15 protein-coding genes are annotated in these 17,935 nt (G+C 62.8%); 9 read left to right on the top strand and 6 right to left on the bottom strand.

What is annotated here, in order from left to right; genetic code table 11:
* The first annotated feature begins 202 nt into the window (after positions 1 to 202).
* Complete coding sequence (gene glnE / locus OH764_RS02290; protein ID WP_498847890.1) at positions 203 to 3,001, top strand: bifunctional [glutamate--ammonia ligase]-adenylyl-L-tyrosine phosphorylase/[glutamate--ammonia-ligase] adenylyltransferase; 2,799 nt, start codon at positions 203 to 205, stop codon at positions 2,999 to 3,001.
* A 124-nt stretch (positions 3,002 to 3,125) separates the two neighbouring features.
* On the opposite strand, the gene recN is transcribed toward glnE, so the two are convergent.
* Together recN and OH764_RS02300 are read right to left on the bottom strand one after the other, a co-directional pair.
* On the bottom strand, positions 3,126 to 4,796 hold the full coding sequence (recN, locus tag OH764_RS02295; protein ID WP_498847891.1) for a DNA repair protein RecN: 1,671 nt from the start codon (positions 4,794 to 4,796) through the stop codon (positions 3,126 to 3,128).
* A gap of 66 nt (positions 4,797 to 4,862) precedes the next feature.
* Positions 4,863 to 5,765, bottom strand: coding sequence for an NAD kinase (locus OH764_RS02300; protein WP_027804895.1), 903 nt, complete (start codon positions 5,763 to 5,765; stop codon positions 4,863 to 4,865).
* Positions 5,766 to 6,083: 318 nt separating this feature from the next.
* Between OH764_RS02300 and hrcA the strand changes: the two genes are divergently transcribed.
* The 3 genes from hrcA to OH764_RS02315 all read left to right on the top strand — a co-directional run bounded on the left by hrcA (position 6,084) and on the right by OH764_RS02315 (position 8,757).
* On the top strand, positions 6,084 to 7,103 hold the full coding sequence (gene hrcA, locus OH764_RS02305) for a heat-inducible transcriptional repressor HrcA (RefSeq protein WP_020069705.1): 1,020 nt from the start codon (positions 6,084 to 6,086) through the stop codon (positions 7,101 to 7,103).
* Positions 7,104 to 7,270: 167 nt separating this feature from the next.
* On the top strand, positions 7,271 to 8,341 hold the full coding sequence (gene hemH, locus OH764_RS02310; RefSeq protein ID WP_310354195.1) for a ferrochelatase: 1,071 nt from the start codon (positions 7,271 to 7,273) through the stop codon (positions 8,339 to 8,341).
* 8 nt (positions 8,342 to 8,349) lie between these two features.
* Positions 8,350 to 8,757 carry an RNA-binding S4 domain-containing protein gene (locus OH764_RS02315; protein WP_020069707.1) on the top strand — a complete coding sequence of 136 codons (408 nt, stop codon included), beginning with the start codon at positions 8,350 to 8,352 and terminating at the stop codon, positions 8,755 to 8,757.
* Here the strand turns inward: OH764_RS02315 and OH764_RS02320 are convergent.
* Positions 8,729 to 8,890, bottom strand: a complete 162-nt coding sequence (locus OH764_RS02320) for a hypothetical protein (protein WP_006047884.1) — start codon at positions 8,888 to 8,890, stop codon at positions 8,729 to 8,731. The two genes, OH764_RS02315 and OH764_RS02320, sit on opposite strands and share 29 nt — an antisense overlap.
* Before the next feature lie 379 nt (positions 8,891 to 9,269).
* Between OH764_RS02320 and grpE the strand changes: the two genes are divergently transcribed.
* The 5 genes from grpE (at position 9,270) to pabB (ending at position 15,821) form a co-directional block, all read left to right on the top strand.
* The gene (gene grpE / locus OH764_RS02325; RefSeq protein ID WP_027804896.1) at positions 9,270 to 9,854 is read left to right on the top strand and encodes a nucleotide exchange factor GrpE; all 585 of its coding nucleotides are present in this window, start codon (positions 9,270 to 9,272) and stop codon (positions 9,852 to 9,854) included.
* An 88-nt stretch (positions 9,855 to 9,942) separates the two neighbouring features.
* Positions 9,943 to 10,383, top strand: a complete 441-nt coding sequence (locus OH764_RS02330) for a thioredoxin family protein (protein WP_498847892.1) — start codon at positions 9,943 to 9,945, stop codon at positions 10,381 to 10,383.
* Between the two features lie 152 nt (positions 10,384 to 10,535).
* Positions 10,536 to 12,494 carry an Hsp70 family protein gene (gene dnaK / locus OH764_RS02335; RefSeq protein ID WP_498847893.1) on the top strand — a complete coding sequence of 653 codons (1,959 nt, stop codon included), beginning with the start codon at positions 10,536 to 10,538 and terminating at the stop codon, positions 12,492 to 12,494.
* 269 nt (positions 12,495 to 12,763) lie between these two features.
* Positions 12,764 to 13,906: a molecular chaperone DnaJ gene (dnaJ, locus tag OH764_RS02340; protein ID WP_020069711.1), complete on the top strand. Its 1,143-nt coding sequence runs from the start codon at positions 12,764 to 12,766 to the stop codon at positions 13,904 to 13,906.
* A gap of 25 nt (positions 13,907 to 13,931) precedes the next feature.
* A complete protein-coding gene (gene pabB, locus OH764_RS02345) occupies positions 13,932 to 15,821 on the top strand; it encodes a bifunctional chorismate-binding protein/class IV aminotransferase (protein WP_498847894.1) in 1,890 nt (629 codons plus the stop codon).
* 48 nt (positions 15,822 to 15,869) lie between these two features.
* Here the strand turns inward: pabB and panB are convergent, their stop codons facing one another.
* From panB to folK, 3 genes are read right to left on the bottom strand one after another with little or no spacing between them, the layout of a single operon-like run.
* On the bottom strand, positions 15,870 to 16,685 hold the full coding sequence (gene panB / locus OH764_RS02350) for a 3-methyl-2-oxobutanoate hydroxymethyltransferase (protein ID WP_020069713.1): 816 nt from the start codon (positions 16,683 to 16,685) through the stop codon (positions 15,870 to 15,872).
* Between the two features lie 33 nt (positions 16,686 to 16,718).
* Positions 16,719 to 17,399: a deoxynucleoside kinase gene (locus OH764_RS02355; RefSeq protein ID WP_498847895.1), complete on the bottom strand. Its 681-nt coding sequence runs from the start codon at positions 17,397 to 17,399 to the stop codon at positions 16,719 to 16,721.
* A complete protein-coding gene (gene folK / locus OH764_RS02360; protein ID WP_020069715.1) occupies positions 17,396 to 17,929 on the bottom strand; it encodes a 2-amino-4-hydroxy-6-hydroxymethyldihydropteridine diphosphokinase in 534 nt (177 codons plus the stop codon). The genes OH764_RS02355 and folK overlap by 4 nt, the downstream gene beginning before the upstream one ends.
* Positions 17,930 to 17,935 lie beyond the last annotated feature (6 nt).

Raw genomic sequence — 17,935 nt, forward strand, 5'->3', positions numbered from 1 at the left:
GCGGCGGGTGGGCGTATGGTAGTTTTGCGATTTAACGACGAAATGTAACACACGGGAAAGCGTCGGCAGGACTTCGTGCAGGCCCTGTCAGCACGCCGCCGCGCGAGCCTCGTCGGCACGCGGGAAGTCGTGGTGCGACGAAGCAGTCATGCCTCTGGCGCACAGTCCCCGACAATCAAGCAACGAGCGAGCCAGACCTTTGATGACTCACGCTACTCTTCTGAGTTCCGACTATTCGCACTATGCGGCGCGCGCCGCCGCGGCGCATCCCAAACTCGCCGTGAAGGTGGCGGAGCTTGCGTCAGCGCCGCTGACCCGCGAGCGCATCGACGCCCGCTTTGACACGCTCTGCGCGGAGGCCGCCGGCGGCGCTTTCGCTCCCTTGACCGAAGAGGCACTAAAACGGGCCCTGCGCCGGTTGCGCACCGAGGTGTTTTGCGCAGTGATGGAGCGCGACCTGGCTGGCGAGGCGGACGTCGCCGAAGTCACCGGAGCGATGACCGATCTGGCCGAGACGACGATCCAGCGCGCGCTTGCCGTGCTTTCCGCCGAACTCGAGGCGCTCTTTGGCGAGCCGCGCGGCCCGCAAGGCGAGCGGCTCACGCTGGGCGTGGTCGGCATGGGCAAGCTCGGCGGCCGGGAACTGAACGTGTCGTCGGACATCGATCTCATCTTCATTTATGAAGACGACGGCGAGACCGCCGGCGGGCAGCGCGCGGCGATCGCCACGCAGGACTTCTTCACGCGCCTCGGCAAGCGGCTGATCGGCGCTCTCGCCGAAGTCACCGCCGATGGCTATGTATTTCGCGTCGACATGCGTTTGCGCCCGAACGGCGATTCGGGGCCGCTCGTATGCAGTCTCGGCATGCTCGAAGAGTATTTCTATGTGCAGGGCCGCGAGTGGGAACGCTATGCGTGGATCAAGGGCCGGCTCGTTTCGGAAGCCACCAGCGAGGCGGCGCGGCGTCTCTCGAAACAGCTCGATGCGATCGTCACGCCGTTCGTCTATCGCCGTTATCTCGACTTCGGCGTGATAAGTGCGATTCGCGCATTGCATCTGCAGATTCGCCAGGAGGCGCAGCGCCGCGCGTCGATGCGCCCTGACAAGGCCGACGACATCAAGCTGGGGCGCGGTGGCATCCGCGAAATCGAATTCAGCGCGCAAGTGTTCCAGTTGATCCGCGGCGGCCAGGACGCCGGTTTTCGTGTGCGTCCGACGCTCGCCGTGTTGCGTCACGCCGCGACGCATGGGTTGATCGACACATCGGTCTGCGTGAAGCTTTCGCAAGCGTATCGGTTCCTGCGCGAACTGGAACACCGGCTGCAATATCGCAACGACGCGCAAACTCATGCGATGCCCGTCGATTCCGAGGACCGCGCGGCACTCGCCCATGCCATGGGCTGCGACGACTATCCGACGTTGATGGCGCGGCTCGACGCGCATCGTGAGTTTGTCGAACAGCAGTTCGATCAGATATTTGCCGACAAGGTAAGCGGCCGCGACGGCTGCGGCGCCCCCGAAGACGGCGCGGCGGCCTGGGTCTGGAGCAGCGCACTCTCGGACGACAGCGCGGAAGATGCGTTGCGCGCGCGTATCGTCGAACTGGGTGTGGCGGAGCCGGGCGATCTGCTCGCGCGGCTGCGCGGCGTGTGGCAATCGTCGCGTTATGCGGGGCTCGCCGAACGCAGCCGGCAGCGTTTCGACATTGTCGCGCAGCGCGCGCTCGAAGCCGCCCGCACGCTGGAGCCGCCCGAGCGGCGCGGCGATACGCTCGCGCGTCTTTTCGATCTGCTCGAAGCGGTGAGCCGGCGCGGCGCGTACCTGGCGCTACTGACCGAATACCCGCAAGCGCTGCATCGGGTGTTGTCGGTGCTGGGCGCCTCGCGCTGGGCGGCCGGCTATCTGATCCGCCATCCGCAATTGCTCGACGAACTGCTCGACGACGAGGCAATCAACAGTCCATTCGACTGGTCCGAGTTCAAGCGCACGTTGCGCTTGCGGCTTGCCGCCGCGGACGGCGTCGAGCAGCAAATGGACTTGCTGCGCCACGCGCACCAGGCAGAAGTGTTCCGTATTCTGCTGATCGACCTTGCCGGCAAGCTGAGCGTCGAACATGTGAGCGACCGTCTGTCCGAACTCGCCGACGCCGTGCTCGATGTAACGCTGGAAGCTGTGTGGAACCAGTTGCCGAAGCGCCATCGCGAGGTGCCGCGTTTCGCGGTGATCGCATACGGCAAGCTGGGCGGCAAAGAGTTGGGCTATGCGTCCGACCTCGACGTCATTTTTCTCTACGACGATCCCGACGACGCCGCAGCCGACATCTATTCCACGTACACCCGCCGGCTCATTACCTGGCTGACCACGGCGACCGGCGCAGGCACATTGTTCGATATCGACCTGCGCCTGCGGCCGAACGGCGAGTCGGGTTTGCTCGTCACCGACCTGGACGCGTTCCGCCGCTATCAACTGCGCGAGGGCGACGCAGCCAACACCGCATGGGTCTGGGAGCACCAGGCACTGACCCGCGCGCGTTACTGTGCGGGCGACGCGCAGATCGGCGCGCAGTTCGAGGCGATCCGCGAACAGGTATTGACCACGCCGCGCGACGCCGGGCAGCTTGCCGCCGAGATTGTCGAGATGCGCGAGCGGGTGATCGCCGGGCACCCTAACCATACGACGCTGTTCGACCTCAAGCATGATCGCGGCGGCATGGTGGATATCGAATTCACCGTGCAGTACTGGGTCTTGCTGCATGCGGCGCGCGATCCCGAATTGATCCGCAATACCGGGAACATTGCTCTGCTGCGCGAAGTGTCGCGCCTCGGGCTGATGAGCGAGGCCGAAGCCGAGACGGTCGGCGCGGCTTACCGCACGTACCGGAAACTGCAGCACAAGTTGCGGCTGGATGGGATGGAGAAGGCGCGCGTGGAGCCGGCTCTCGTCGCGACGGAGCGCGATGCCGTGCTCGCACTTTGGGAGCGGGTGTTTGGCGAGGGTTGAAGAGGACGTGCATTATGGCGGGCCGCGGCACAAGCGCGGCTTGCCGGCGCTTTGCGTGGTGCCGCTCCGGCGTTAAAAACCTGCCCGCGCTGAGGTCCGGGCGTTCGCCGCAGCCCTAATACGACTAAGCCGCCAGCATTTCCTTCGCGTGCTTGCGAGTGGTCGGCGTGATTTCGAGCCCGCCGAGCATTCGCGCGACTTCTTCCACGCGGCTCGCCTTGTCGAGGGAAACGACGCTGCTTACCGTACCGCCCTTGCCGTTGCCGGTCTTCGCCACCTGGAAATGATGGTCGCCCCGTGCGGCGACCTGTGGCAAATGCGTCACGCAGAGCACCTGGCGTGCTTCCCCGAGTTGATGCAATAGCCGTCCGACCACTTCGGCGACGCCGCCGCCAATGCCCGTATCCACTTCGTCGAAGATCAGCGTGGGCGTTGGGCTTGCGGCGCTGGCGATCACAGCCAGCGCAAGGCTGATCCGCGCGAGTTCGCCGCCCGATGCGACCTTGGCAAGCGGCCGCAGCGGCACGCCTGCATGCCCCGCGACGCGGAATTCGACCTGCTCCAAACCATGCGCGCCGCCCTCCGGCAGCGGCACGAGCGCTACTTCGAAGCTGCCGCCTTTCATCGACAGTTCCTGCATGCCCGTGGTGACCGCCGCGCCGAGCGCCTTGCCGGCCTTCGCGCGTGCCTTGGACAGCTTTTTGGCTTCCGCGACGAATACCTCGCGCGCCTTCGCTTCTGCTGCGTGCAGGCTATCGAGGTCGGCGGCAGCGTCTAGCGCGGCAAGCTGCGCACGGCGTGTTTCATGTTCGTCGGGCAGCGTTTCGGGCTGCAAGCGGAACTTGCGCGCCGCCGAATGCAATGCGTCGAGGCGCTTTTCGACCTGGGCGAGCCGGTCGGGATCGAGTTCGAGCTTTTGGGCGTAATGGCTCAGCGAGTACGCAGCTTCCTGAAGTTGAATCTCTGCGGGTTCGAGCGCGGCCAGTACGTCGTTCAAGGCCGGATCGATTTCCGCGAGATCGCGCACGTTCGACACGATCGACGCAAGATGCGTGATCATCGCTTCGTCCGATTCGGATAACGCAGTCAGCGCGCCTTGCACGCCGTCGATCAGGTTCGCCGAATGCGACAGCCGCCGATGCTCAGCGTTAACCTCTTCCCATTCGCCCGGCTGGGGCGACAGCTTGTCCAGCTCCGCAAGCTGCCAGGCAAGCCGCTCGCGTTCCAGTTGCAACTCGCGATCACGCGTTTGCGCATGCTCTACCGCCTGAACCTTCTCGCGCCATGTGCGCCACGCGCGCGTGACCCCTGCGGAAAGTTCGCTCAGGCCTGCGTGGGTATCGAACAGTTCGCGCTGGGCGTCGGGACGCATCAGCAACTGGTGCGCGTGCTGGCCATGAATATCCACCAGCATTTCGCCGACCTCGCGCAGTTGCGCCAAGGTTGCGGCAGTGCCGTTGATGAAAGCGCGCGAGCGGCCATTGGCATCCACCACGCGGCGCAGCATCACGGTGCCGCCGTTCTGGCCGTCGGCTACCGACGCGCTGAACGCCTGCTCGTCAAGCCACTGATCCACCTGCGCGTGCGTGTCGAATTCCGCGGTGATGTCGGCGCGGCTCTCGCCGGTGCGAACGACGCTCGCGTCAGCGCGCGCGCCGAGCGCGAGCGCCAGCGCGTCGATGAGGATCGACTTGCCGGCGCCGGTTTCGCCGGAAAAAACGGTAAAGCCGCTGTCGAATTCGAGATCGAGCGCGGCGACGATGACGAAGTCGCGTATCGAGAGGTGGCGAAGCATGAAGGTGGTTTGTGAGCCTGATATTCGGGTTTCTCTAGCGGCGCTTGTATCCCGGCATTCCGCCGGTCAGAGCTTGCCGTCTTCTTCGTGCGACGGGTACTCGTTCCAGTGCAGCTTCTTGCGCAGCGTCGCGAAATAGCTGTAGCCGACCGGATGCAGCATGGGCACCGTATGACGCGAGCGGCGCACTTCGATCGCGTCGCCCAGTTCGAGCGATGTGAACGACTGCATGTCGAAATTGACGTTGACCTCGCGCCCGGAAACGATCTGGATACTGACCTTCGAGTCGTCCGGCAGCACGATGGGCCGGTTCGACAGCGCGTGCGGCGCGATCGGCACGAGTACGATGCCCTGCAACTGCGGATGAAGAATCGGCCCTTGCGACGACAGCGCGTAAGCCGTCGAGCCGGTGGGCGTGGCGACGATCAGGCCGTCCGAGCGCTGGTTGTACATGAAGCGGCCGTCCACCGAAACGTGCAGTTCCGCCATGCCGGAGAAGCCGCTGCGATTGACCACCACGTCGTTGAAGGCAAGCGCGTGATAGATCGGATTGCCCTGGCGCATGATGCGCGCCTCCAGCAGCACGCGCTCCTCGCGTTCGAAGTTGCCCGCCAACATTTGCGGCACGATCTCGCTCATGTCCGAGATCGGGATGTCGGTAATGAAGCCCAGCCGGCCGTGGTTGATGCCGATGAGCGGAGTGCGGTAAGGCGCCAGTTGCCGCCCGATGCCCAGCATCGTGCCGTCGCCGCCCAGCACGATCGCCACATCTGCACGCGCGCCGATCTCGGCCGGACGCAGCGCCGGATACTCGGTTACACCGATTTCCGCAGCGGTGTCGGCTTCGAAAAAAACTTCGAAGCCGCGCTTCGCGATGCAGGAGGCGAGCGCCGTCAGGGGCTCGCGGATGCCCGGGGTGTTGTTGCGCCCAACGAGCGCCACGGTCTTGAACTGGCTGGTTACTTGCATGCCGGCATTACACCATAGGTAAGGCCCGAAAAGAACCGCGCGCGGACCCGGCGGCCCGCCGGCACGGGCGGGCGGCCAGCGCAGTTAGGGATTATCGTTAGAATGGTGAAGCCTTGATGACATGTGCGCCCTGCAAACTGCAACGGCGCGCTGCGGGCGGGGCCTTTGGCAACAGAGCTGGCGGCGCACTGGACCGAACGCGGCACAGGGCGCTGAAACCGGCGCAAGACGCAGTCCTGGCGAGCGGCGGTCGATCCGCCGGTGTTGGGCGCCGTTAGCGCTCGCGGTAGTCGCACCATTGAGCTAAAATTTTTCGTCATGCTAGATCCTCGCGCACAAACCCTCCTAAAAACTCTGATCGAGCGCTACATTGCCGAAGGTCAGCCGGTCGGCTCGCGCACGTTGTCGCGCTATTCCGGCCTGGAGCTGAGTCCGGCGACCATCCGCAACGTCATGTCGGACCTCGAGGATCTGGGCCTTGTGATCAGCCCGCATACTTCGGCTGGACGCATTCCCACGCCGCGCGGTTACCGGCTTTTTGTCGACACAATGTTGACTGTCGAGTCTGCCGCAGACGAAGAAGCGGTCACGCGTACCGTCAAGACTACGCTGCAGGCAGGCGAGCCGCAGAAAATCGTGGCCGCGGCGGCGAGCGTGCTCTCGAATCTGTCGCAGTTTGCCGGTGTCGTGCTCACGCCGCGGCGCAGCCACGTGTTCAAGCAGATCGAATTCATGCGCCTGTCCGACAAGCGCATTCTGCTGATCATCGTTACGCCCGAAGGCGACGTGCAGAACCGCATGATGGCGACCCAGCGCGATTTCACGCCGTCCGAACTGGTCGAAGCATCCAACTACATCAACGCGCACTTCGCCGGTCTTTCTTTCGACGAAGTGCGCCGCCGCCTGCGCGAAGAGATCGACCAGTTGCGCGGCGACATGACCACGCTCATGCATGCGGCCGTCACCGCGAGCACCGACGAATCGGACACTGGCGAGACCGTGCTCATTTCGGGCGAGCGCAATCTGCTCGAGGTCGCGGATCTTTCCTCGGACATGGCGCGCTTGCGCAAGCTCTTTGATGTGTTCGATCAAAAGACCAGTCTCCTTCAGTTGCTGGATGTGTCGAGTCATGCGGCGGGCGTACAGATCTTCATAGGCGGCGAGTCGAACCTCGTGCCTATCGAGGAGATGAGCGTCGTGACCGCGCCGTACGAGGTGAATGGCAAGATCGTCGGAACACTTGGCGTGATCGGACCCACGCGAATGGCCTACAACCGCGTGATCCCGATCGTGGACATCACCGCGAGACTGCTCTCGCTGACGCTCAGCCAGCAGTAGCCCGTCGCCGCTGCGGCGTTTCATCCAGCACATGATGCGCGAGCCGGCGCCGCCTGCCAATTGGCCGAACGGCCAGGGGTCTCCAAGGCGCGCGGCCACGAGGCTCGCCGCTATAATGAATCCCACCTGATTCCACTTCCCGCCTTGAGCGGTTATTCCTGCTGCCTATGCGCTTCGATCTCGAGCGGCCCTCGCAGAACGCCACGTCGCACCGCGTTGCCGTGCTGCTGATCAATCTCGGCACGCCCGACGCGCCAACGCCTCGAGCGGTTCGCCGCTATCTCGCGCAGTTCCTCTCCGACCCTCGCGTGGTAGAAATTCCGGCGCTGCTGTGGCAAATCATTCTGCGGCTTCTGATCCTGCCGTTCCGGGGTCGCGCATCTGCGAAGAAATATGCGGCCGTGTGGATGCCCGAAGGCTCGCCGCTGCGCGTCTATACGGAAAAGCAAGTGGAAGGGTTGCGCCACCTGCTGCAATTGAATGACTACACGGTGCTCGTTGAGTACGCAATGCGCTACGGCACGCCCGGCATCCCGGCCATGCTCAATCAGCTGAAGCTCGCCGGTGCCGAACGTGTGCTGCTGGTGCCGATGTATCCGCAATACTCGTCGTCGACAACGGCAACCGCGTTCGACGACGCGTTCTCCGCCCTGAAGCGCATGCGTAACCAGCCCGAGATCCGCACGGTGCGCCAGTACGCCGATCATCCCGCGTACATTTCAGCGCTCGCTGCGCAGGTGCACCACTACTGGCATCTCCATGGTCGTCCGGATTTCGCTGCCGGCGACAAGCTCGTTCTCAGTTTTCATGGCGTGCCCAAGCGAACGCTCGATCTTGGCGATCCGTACCACGAGCAGTGCCAGACGACCGGCGCGCTGCTGATGCAGGCTCTCGGCCTCACGCCGGTGGAATGCCGGATCACGTTCCAGTCGCGTTTCGGCAAGGCGGAGTGGTTGCAGCCGTACACGGCGCCCACGCTGAAGGAACTCGGGGCGGCAGGCGTGCGGCGTGCTGACGTGTTTTGTCCCGGTTTCACCGCCGACTGTCTCGAGACGATCGAGGAGATCGGCATGGAAGTGCGCGACGAGTTCCTGCATGCCGGCGGGAAGGAGTTTCATCGCATTCCTTGCGTGAACGCGTCGCAGGCGTGGATTGCCGCGCTTGGCGAAATCGTCGCGCAGAATCTGCAAGGCTGGCCGGTTCAGGCGGTTCCCGTACCGCATCACACTCCGGCTTGAGCACGCTTATGAACTACCGAATTTCGACGGAACCGGGCGCGAAGCTGCGCATCGACAAGTGGCTTTGGGCTGCACGCTTCTTCAAGACGCGCTCGCTTGCCGCGGACGCGGTCGAGAAGGGGCGTGTGCGCATAGGCGGAGCCAACGTGAAGCCGGCCAAGGACGTGCGGGTTGGCGATCTCGTCGAGATCGAAATCGAGCGGTTCGTTTGGCAGGTGCAGGTGCTGGGCGTATGCGACGTGCGCGGCCCAGCGAGCGTCGCGCAGACGCTTTACGCGGAAACGGACGAAAGCCGGCAGAAAAGGCAGGCCGAGCACGAGCGCCGCAAGACCTATCGCGAGCCGGCCGAGGCACTACACGGCCGCCCGACCAAGCGCGACCGCCGGACTATCGACAGATTTTCAGGTGGGGATTGAACAGTTGTTCCATGGTCGCGTTCACGCCGCCGTATTCGGTTGTGTGATCGTTGACCGCCCCAGACATACAGATGGTCGTGGTGCCCGCGACGAGTACCAGTGCGACCACCGAGATTGCAAAGGTCAGTTTCACGGTACCCCCTTTTGGGATGGTGCGGAAAAGAAACGAGCTAGCCAGGTGGAAATTGCAAAAAGGCGGAAAGGTTCATGTCAGATTAGGGTTAACGCTGTTTTTCCGCCGCGTAACTGGAGCATAGGTCACTTGCACGCCGCGCTCAATCTGAATCTGATCGCCGCGCACTCATGGTTGTAACCGCGCGTTTCGGCCGGCGGCTGCCGGTTTGAAAATTTCGGCGAAGACGCTTGAAATGGCGCATTTGCGGCCCCAACTGCCGTTTCGATACGTGGTAGCGCGCCTGGATAACTGTCGCGATTTTGCAACGCACAAATCGCGTTCGTGTCATGCGCCGTTGCTGCCGTTGGCTTTTAATTTTTTAACGACTTTCAGCGACATGGAAAACACGCAAGAGAACCCGACGAGCCAGAATCCCACGCCCGCGGACGAAACCGCGCGCCAGGCCGCCGAGGCGGTCACTCCGGAGCAGGAAGCCGCTGCGAGCGTCGCCACGGACACGCCGGCCACGGGTGCGGAAGCTGCATTGGCCGAAGCGCAGGCGAAGATCGCCGAATTGCAGGAAAGCTTCCTGCGCGCGAAAGCCGAGACGGAAAACGTGCGCCGCCGCGCGCAAGAAGACGTTGCGAAAGCGCATAAGTTTGCAATCGAGAGCTTCGCGGAGCATCTGCTGCCCGTGATCGACAGTCTGGAAGCAGCCGTCGCTCACTCGACCGACGACCTTCAGAAAGTGCGCGAAGGTGTCGAACTCACGCTGCGTCAGCTCACAGGGGCGCTGGAGAAGGGCCGCGTCGTCGCGCTGAATCCGGTGGGCGAGAAGTTCGACCCGCACCGCCATCAGGCTATCTCCATGGTGCCGGCCGACCAGGAGCCGAACACGGTTGTTGCCGTGTTGCAAAAGGGCTTCGTGATTGCGGATCGCGTGCTGCGCCCGGCGCTCGTCACCGTCGCGGCGCCGAAGTAAGGCCGGTTCACACCGCATTCCGTACGGGTTTCGCTCGCGCCCGCTGTACGCAGCCGTAGACAACGAGTAGGCACCAGTAGGCATCGTCATGGCCAAAATTCCCGTCGACGCAACCGCGTTTTCGGCGTTTGACATGCAGGAGTTGAGCGCCGAATCATTCGACGCCAGTCTCGCCGAAGCGGGTGATCAACTCGCGGTGGTGTTCTTCTGGGGACTCGACTGCGTCAACTGCGAGATCGCCAAGAAGGCCATGCTCGCTCAGCCGGACGCGATCCATGCGCTCGGCTTGCGCTGGTTTCACAGCAATGTCTACGAGCACCGCGAGCTTGGCCGGCGTTTCGTGCTTCATGGTGTGCCGACGTGGTTCTTTTTCCACCGCGGCAAACGGCTGGGTCGGGCGACCGGCTGGCACGGCCTAGCGCAGTTCGAGGCGGCGGTTGCGGCGGCGCGCGAGAAGATCCGCTCGGCCAATGCAGCAGGCGGTGCGCGAGCCGACGGAGCGGATTCGGGCAAAAGTCCGGTCGATTGAAAAAAATTAAAGACCGCATCGCAAAAGAGGTCTTGAAAACGATGCGGACGCACTTATGTTGAGTGCAGGTATGAATTTAGGGCGGATTGCCTTGCCGCCAGACGGCAAACAGGGCGATTCCCGCAGCGATCAAAGTCAGGAGATTAGTAAAAATGGGCAAAATCATCGGTATCGACCTCGGCACGACCAACTCGTGCGTGGCGATCATGGAAGGCAATTCGGTCAAGGTGATCGAGAACTCGGAAGGTGCACGCACCACGCCGTCGATCATCGCCTACATGGAAGACGGCGAGATTCTCGTCGGCGCGCCTGCCAAGCGTCAGTCGGTCACGAACCCGAAGAACACGCTGTACGCGGTTAAGCGCCTGATCGGCCGCCGCTTCGAAGAGAAGGAAGTTCAGAAAGACATCGGCCTGATGCCGTACAAGATCATGAAGGCCGACAACGGCGACGCATGGGTCGAAGTGCGCGATCAGAAGCTCGCTCCGCCGCAAATCTCCGCGGAAGTGCTGCGCAAGATGAAGAAGACCGCTGAAGACTACCTCGGCGAGCCGGTCACCGAAGCTGTGATCACGGTTCCCGCGTACTTCAACGACAGCCAGCGTCAGGCAACCAAAGATGCAGGCCGCATCGCCGGTCTGGAAGTGAAGCGCATCATCAACGAACCGACCGCAGCCGCGCTCGCGTTCGGTCTCGACAAGAACGAGAAGGGTGACCGCAAGATCGCCGTGTATGACCTGGGCGGCGGTACGTTCGACGTGTCGATCATCGAGATCGCCGATGTCGACGGTGAAAAGCAGTTCGAAGTGCTGTCCACGAACGGCGATACGTTCCTCGGCGGTGAAGACTTCGACCAGCGCATCATCGACTACATCATCGGTGAGTTCAAGAAAGAGCAGGGCGTCGATCTGTCGAAGGACGTGCTCGCATTGCAGCGCCTGAAGGAATCGGCTGAGAAGGCAAAGATCGAACTGTCGTCGAGCCAGCAAACCGAAATCAACCTGCCGTACATCACGGCCGACGCGTCGGGTCCGAAGCACTTGAACCTGAAGATCACGCGCGCCAAGCTCGAAGCGCTGGTTGAAGAACTGATCGAACGCACGATCGAACCGTGCCGCGTCGCTATCAAGGACGCAGGCGTGAAGGTCGGCGAAATCGACGACGTGATTCTGGTCGGCGGTATGACCCGTATGCCGAAGGTGCAGGAAAAGGTTAAGGAATTCTTCGGCAAGGACCCGCGCCGCGACGTGAACCCGGACGAAGCCGTGGCCGTTGGCGCCGCGATCCAGGGCCAGGTGTTGTCCGGCGACCGCAAGGACGTTCTGCTGCTCGACGTGACCCCGTTGTCGCTCGGCATTGAAACGCTCGGCGGCGTGATGACGAAGATGATCAACAAGAACACCACGATCCCGACCAAGCATTCGCAGGTCTACTCGACGGCTGACGACAATCAGAGCGCCGTGACGATCAAGGTGTATCAGGGCGAACGCGAAATGGCGGCGGGCAACAAGCTGCTGGGCGAGTTCAACCTTGAAGGCATTCCGCCGGCACCGCGCGGCACGCCGCAGATCGAAGTGAGCTTCGACATCGACGCGAACGGCATTCTGCACGTCGGCGCGAAAGACAAGGCGACCGGCAAGGAAAACCGCATCACGATCAAGGCGAACTCGGGTCTGTCCGAAGCAGAAATCGAGAAGATGGTGAAGGACGCCGAAGCGAACGCGGAAGAAGATCACAAGCTGCGTGAGCTGGCCGACGCCCGCAACCAGGGCGACGCGCTCGTCCACAGCACGAAGAAGGCGCTCACCGAGTACGGCGACAAGCTGGAAGCCGGCGAGAAGGAAAAGATCGAAACCGCGCTGAAGGACCTGGAAGACGCACTGAAGAGCGGTTCGACCGATAAGGCTGCACTCGAAGCCAAGATCGAAGCGGTGGCGACTGCCTCGCAGAAGATGGGCGAAAAGATGTACGCCGACATGCAGGCTGCGCAAGGTGCCGAAGCTGCGGCAGCAAGCGCGGCGGGCGCGAGCGCGGGCCCGTCGGCTGGTGGCGCGAGCCAGCAGCAGGACGACGTGGTCGACGCCGACTTCAAGGAAGTCAAGAAAGACTAAAGCCAGGTCGCATTCCGACCGTAAAGCCGCACACGGGTTCTGTGTGCGGCCCGGCTGCACGAAGGACCGCGGGCATCTGGACGCGGGAACGTGCAAGAGCGGTTATCACGCCTGGCGAGCCTTTTGGGCTCTCCGGGCACATTTGTTTTATGGAGGCCGTTGTTTTGAGCCGCATTCAGGTGGCACGAAACACGACCGGACGAGTCGTGAGACTCCAGCATTCAAGAGGAGCCACCGCGCGGCACTCTCGCGAGGGGCGTTGAACCGATATGGCGAAACGGGATTACTACGAGGTTCTGGGCGTCGCAAAGAACGCGAGCGACGACGAAATCAAGAAGGCTTATCGCAAGCTGGCGATGAAGCACCACCCCGACCGCAATCCGGGCAACAAGGATGCGGAAGAGCATTTCAAGGAGGTGAAGGAAGCCTATGAAATGCTCTCGGACTCGCAAAAGCGTGCGGCATATGACCAGTATGGTCACGCGGGCGTCGATCCGAACATGGGGGGCGCCGGTGCGCAAGGCTTCGGCGGCTTTGCCGATGCGTTCGGCGATATTTTCGGCGACATCTTCGGCCAGGCGGCAGGCGGCGCGGCGCGAGGCGGCGGCGGACGTGCGGGCCCGCAGGTGTATCGCGGCGCCGATCTGCGCTACAGCATGGAAATCACGCTGGAACAGGCCGCGCATGGTTACGACACGCAGATTCGCGTGCCGAGTTGGGTCTCGTGCGAAGTCTGTCACGGTTCGGGCGCGAAGCCCGGCACCAAGCCGGAAACCTGCCCGACGTGTAGCGGTTCGGGTGCTGTGCGGATGTCGCAGGGCTTTTTCAGCATCCAGCAGACCTGTCCGAAGTGTCACGGCACCGGCACCTATATTCCTGAGCCGTGCGCTCACTGCCACGGCGCGGGCAAGGTGAAGGAAACCAAGACGCTCGAAGTAAAGATCCCGGCAGGTATCGACGACGGCATGCGCATCCGTTCGGCCGGCAACGGCGAACCGGGCATCAACGGCGGGCCGTCAGGCGATCTGTACGTCGAGATCCATATCAAGCAGCATTCGGTATTCGAGCGCGACGGCGACGATTTGCATTGCCAGATGCCGATTCCGTTCACCACGGCGGCGTTGGGTGGCGAAATCGAGGTGCCCACGCTCGCGGGCCGCGCGAGCTTCACGGTGCCCGAAGGCACGCAGTCGGGCAAGACGTTCCGGTTGCGCGGCAAGGGTATCAAGGGCTTGCGTTCGAGTATTGCCGGCGATCTGTACGTGCATGTGCAGGTCGAGACGCCGGTCAAGCTCACGGAACCGCAGCGCGACCTGCTCAAGCAGTTCGAAAAAGCTTTGGTGGAAGGTGGCGCCCGGCACAGCCCGCAAAGCAAGAGCTGGTTCGATAGGGTGAAGAGCTTCTTCGATTAACGGCAGTTAGAAGTTGGCGGTAGGCATGACGGTAGATGAGCGCGGCGCTGTGTTTGCATTGCTCGATGATTGCGACGCGTCGGCGGCGCGCCGCTCGAGCAGGCTGTACACCGGTTTCGCGCATGAGCGGGTATGCGCCGACGCCGCGCAGCTGGAAGCCGTTTGCGAGGCCGCCGAATCCGATGCGCGGCACGGCCTGCACGCTATCGTGCTCGCCGACTACGAGTTCGGCCGGCATCTTCTCGGCGGGTCATCAGATCCGTCGTTCAAAACGCAGCATGGCGACGCCACGCTGCGTTTTTTATTGTTCGAACGTTGCGAGAAACTCTCACGCGACGAGGTCGACGCGTGGCTCGTAAAACAAGACGGCGAACTCGCTGAGCCGTCTGTGGCGGGCACGGCCAATGTGCGCGAGAGCGTCGAGCCCGCAGAGTTCAATGCGGCCATCGGCGCAATTCATGCCGCCCTGCGCGACGGCGATTCCTATCAGGTCAACTACACATACCGGCTTGGCTTCGACGTATTTGGGCCGCCTATCGCGCTTTATCGGCGGTTGCGGGCGCGTCAACCCGTTCCGTACGGCGCATTGATTGCAATGCCTGGTAACGGGTGGGTGCTGTCATGTTCGCCGGAGCTTTTCGTCGAGAAGCAGAATGCAACGTTGCGCGCGCGGCCGATGAAAGGCACCGCGCCACGCTCAGCCGATCCGTCAGCGGATCGCGGCGCCGCTGAATTTCTCGGCAACGACCCCAAGAATCGCGCCGAAAATGTGATGATCGTCGATTTGCTGCGCAACGATTTGTCGCGCGTCGCTCAAACGGGCTCCGTCAAAGTGCCCGCGCTCTTTTCTGTCGAACCGTATGCATCGGTTTGGCAGATGACGTCGACGGTTGAAGCCGCTTTGCGGCCCGGCACGTCGTTCGCTGCGATTCTGCGCGCGCTCTTTCCTTGCGGCTCGATCACCGGTGCGCCAAAGCATCGCACGATGCAGTTGATCGACGAACTGGAGAGCACGCCACGCGGCCTTTACACCGGCGCGATCGGCTGGCTGGACGCGCCCGCGCCCGAGCCGGCGGCGAATGAAATTAGCGGCGGCGACTTCTGCATGTCCGTCGCGATTCGCACGCTGACGTTGAAGCCGTCCGCGCCTACAGGAGAATTGCGCGGCACGATGGGCATCGGCGCGGGCATCGTGCTCGACAGCGTCGCCGAAGACGAATATGCGGAGTGTCGCTTGAAAGCCCGTTTCCTGACCGGTGCCGAACCCGGCTTCGAGCTGTTCGAAACCATGTACGCGACGCGGGAAGAGGGCGTGCGCCATGTGTCGCGCCACCTCGCGAGGCTGTCGGCGAGTGCTGCGACGCTAGACTTTCAATTCGATGCCGCAAGCATTCGCGCGCAGATCGCGGAGCGATGTGCGTCGTTGCCCTCGGCCACACCGCACCGTATGCGCGTCGCGCTAGGCAAGAGCGGCGTGACGCAAATCACGGCCGCGGTGTTGGTGCCGTTGGCCGATTCGACGGTCGGCGTTCTCCTCGCAACGGATCACGATTTTGCATCGACCCAAGCCGGCGATCCACTGCTGCGCCATAAGACCACGCACCGTGCGCAGTACGATCGCGGCTGGCGCGAAGCCGAGGCAAAAGGCGCCTTCGACACGTTGTTCTTCAACGAACGAGGCGAGTTGACGGAAGGCGGGCGCTCAAACGTATTCGTCAAGCTGGCGGGGCGGTGGTGGACGCCGCCGCTCGCGTCGGGCGTGCTGCCCGGTGTGATGCGAAGCATCCTGCTTGAAGACGACACTAGCCTGCAGGCGGCTGAAAAGGTGCTGACAGAGGCTGACGTATTGAACGCTGAAGCGCTGTTGGTCTGCAATGCATTGCGCGGCGCGCTGCCGGCTCGGATTATCCGCTAGAAACTACCGAAGCGCCGCCACGCTAATATCGCCCCCGCGAAAGCAGCCTCAAAACGAGTGCTCAGGCCCAGGAAATGTCCCGTCCTTCACGGCCTGCACATACGCTTCCACGGCAGCAAGAATGCTCGGCTGCCCGACCATGAAATCCTTCACGAAACGCGGCCGTTTGCCGGGAAAAATACCCAGCATGTCGTGCAATACCAGCACCTGACCCGAGCAGTCGAGGCCCGCGCCGATGCCGATGGTCGGAATCCGCAACTGCTTCGTGACTTCGCTCGCGAGCAGCGTCGGAATTGCTTCCATCACAATGAGCTGCGCGCCGGCGGTTTGCATGGCGAGCGAATCGCGCAACAACTGGTTCGCGCCTTCCTCGGTCTTGCCCTGCACCTTGAAGCCGCCAAAAGCATGCACCGACTGCGGCGTCAGCCCGACATGTGCACACACCGGAATTGAGCGTTCCACGAGGAAACGGACAGTATCCGTGAGCCATTCACCGCCTTCGAGCTTCACCATCTGCGCACCCGCGCGCATCAATTCGACGGAACTCCTATACGCTTCTTCCGGCGTGCCGTACGTGCCGAACGGCAGGTCCGCGACGATCAACGCCGACGGTCGCGCGCGCGCCACGCTCGCCGTGTGATAGGCGATGTCGGCGAGCGAAACCGGCAGTGTGGTGGTCTGTCCTTGCAGGACGTTGCCGAGCGAGTCGCCGATCAGCATGACGTCGACACCGGCGCGATCCAGCAGCGCGGCGAAGCTTGCGTCGTAACAGGTGAGCATGGCGATTTTCTCGCCAGCATCGCGCATTGCCTGCAGTTTCGGCACGGTGACGGCGCTGCGGCTCGTCTCCTGCAAATAGGTCATGGTCGATCCGTTGAAGAGAGAGACGCGCGCCGCTCAGAGCGACGTGCCCTTGACAAAGAATTCCTTGCGTCCGCGCATGGTTTCGATGCGCTCGGCGAGCAGCGCAAGGTCCGCGTCGGAGTCGAGCGGATTCAGATGTTCGGCGTTAACCGTCAGCACCGGCGTGCGGTCGTAGTGATAGAAGAATTCGTTGTAGGCGTCGCAAAGGGCATGCAGATACGCATCGGAAATTTGCAACTCCATCGGCACTGCGCGCTTTTGAATGCGCGAGAAGAGCACTTCGGGACTCGCCTGCAGATAAACGACGAAGTCCGGTGCCGGCGCGCTCACTTCCAGCTTCGCGGCGAGCGCGCGATACAGATGCCACTCGTCTTCCTGCAGCGTGAGGCGCGCGAAAATGTCGTTCTTCTGCGTCATGAAATCGGCTACGAGCGGCGTGCCCGCCACTTGCGCTGCGTTCACTTCTTGCGCCTGCTGCGCGCGTTGCAACGCGAAGTGCAATTGCGCGGGCAACGCATAACGCGCGGTGTCGCGATAAAAGCGCTCGAGGAAAGGATTGTCCTGCGGCCTCTCGAACAGTTCCTGCATCGACCAGCGTTGCGCAAGACGCCGCGCGAGCGAGGTCTTGCCCACGCCAATCGGTCCTTCGATCGCCAGATAGCCGAATGGAGGCCGCAATTGCGGCGCGGTGACGGTAAGCGGTGTGGAATTCATTCGCAGCGGCCCTTGCCCGCGGCGAGTGCGTTCAGCATCGGGCACTGGCAGGGTCCTTTCACTTTCTCGATGCGCTGATCGCGCACGGCGTCGAGCAGCGCGTCGGCGCGCCCATGTCGCGGAATGATCAGCGCAGCGTCGATTTCGACAAGCGGCACCAGCGCAAAAGCACGCTCGACGAGACGAGGATGCGGAACGATCAGATCGGCTTCGTCGATCGATTGATCGCCGAAAAGCAGGATGTCGAGATCGAGCGTTCGCGGTGCATTGCGAAAGGGCCGCTCCCGGCCGAACTGATGCTCGATCTTGTGGCACAGCGCGAGCAGATGCCGCACGGGCAGCGTTGTGTCGATCTTGACGACGCAGTTGAAATAGTCGTCACCGCCCGCGTCGATCGGGGCCGTGCGATACAGGCTCGACTTGGCGAGCACGGTGATGGTGTGCTGTTGTGCGAGGCACACCACTGCGTCTTTCAGGGTCTGGCGCGCGTCCCCGAGATTCGCGCCGAGGCCGAGATAAGCAACCGTCATGGCATA

Origin of the sequence: Burkholderia sp. M6-3 (assembly GCF_050858985.1) — a bacterium.
Taxonomy (GTDB): domain Bacteria; phylum Pseudomonadota; class Gammaproteobacteria; order Burkholderiales; family Burkholderiaceae; genus Paraburkholderia; species Paraburkholderia caledonica.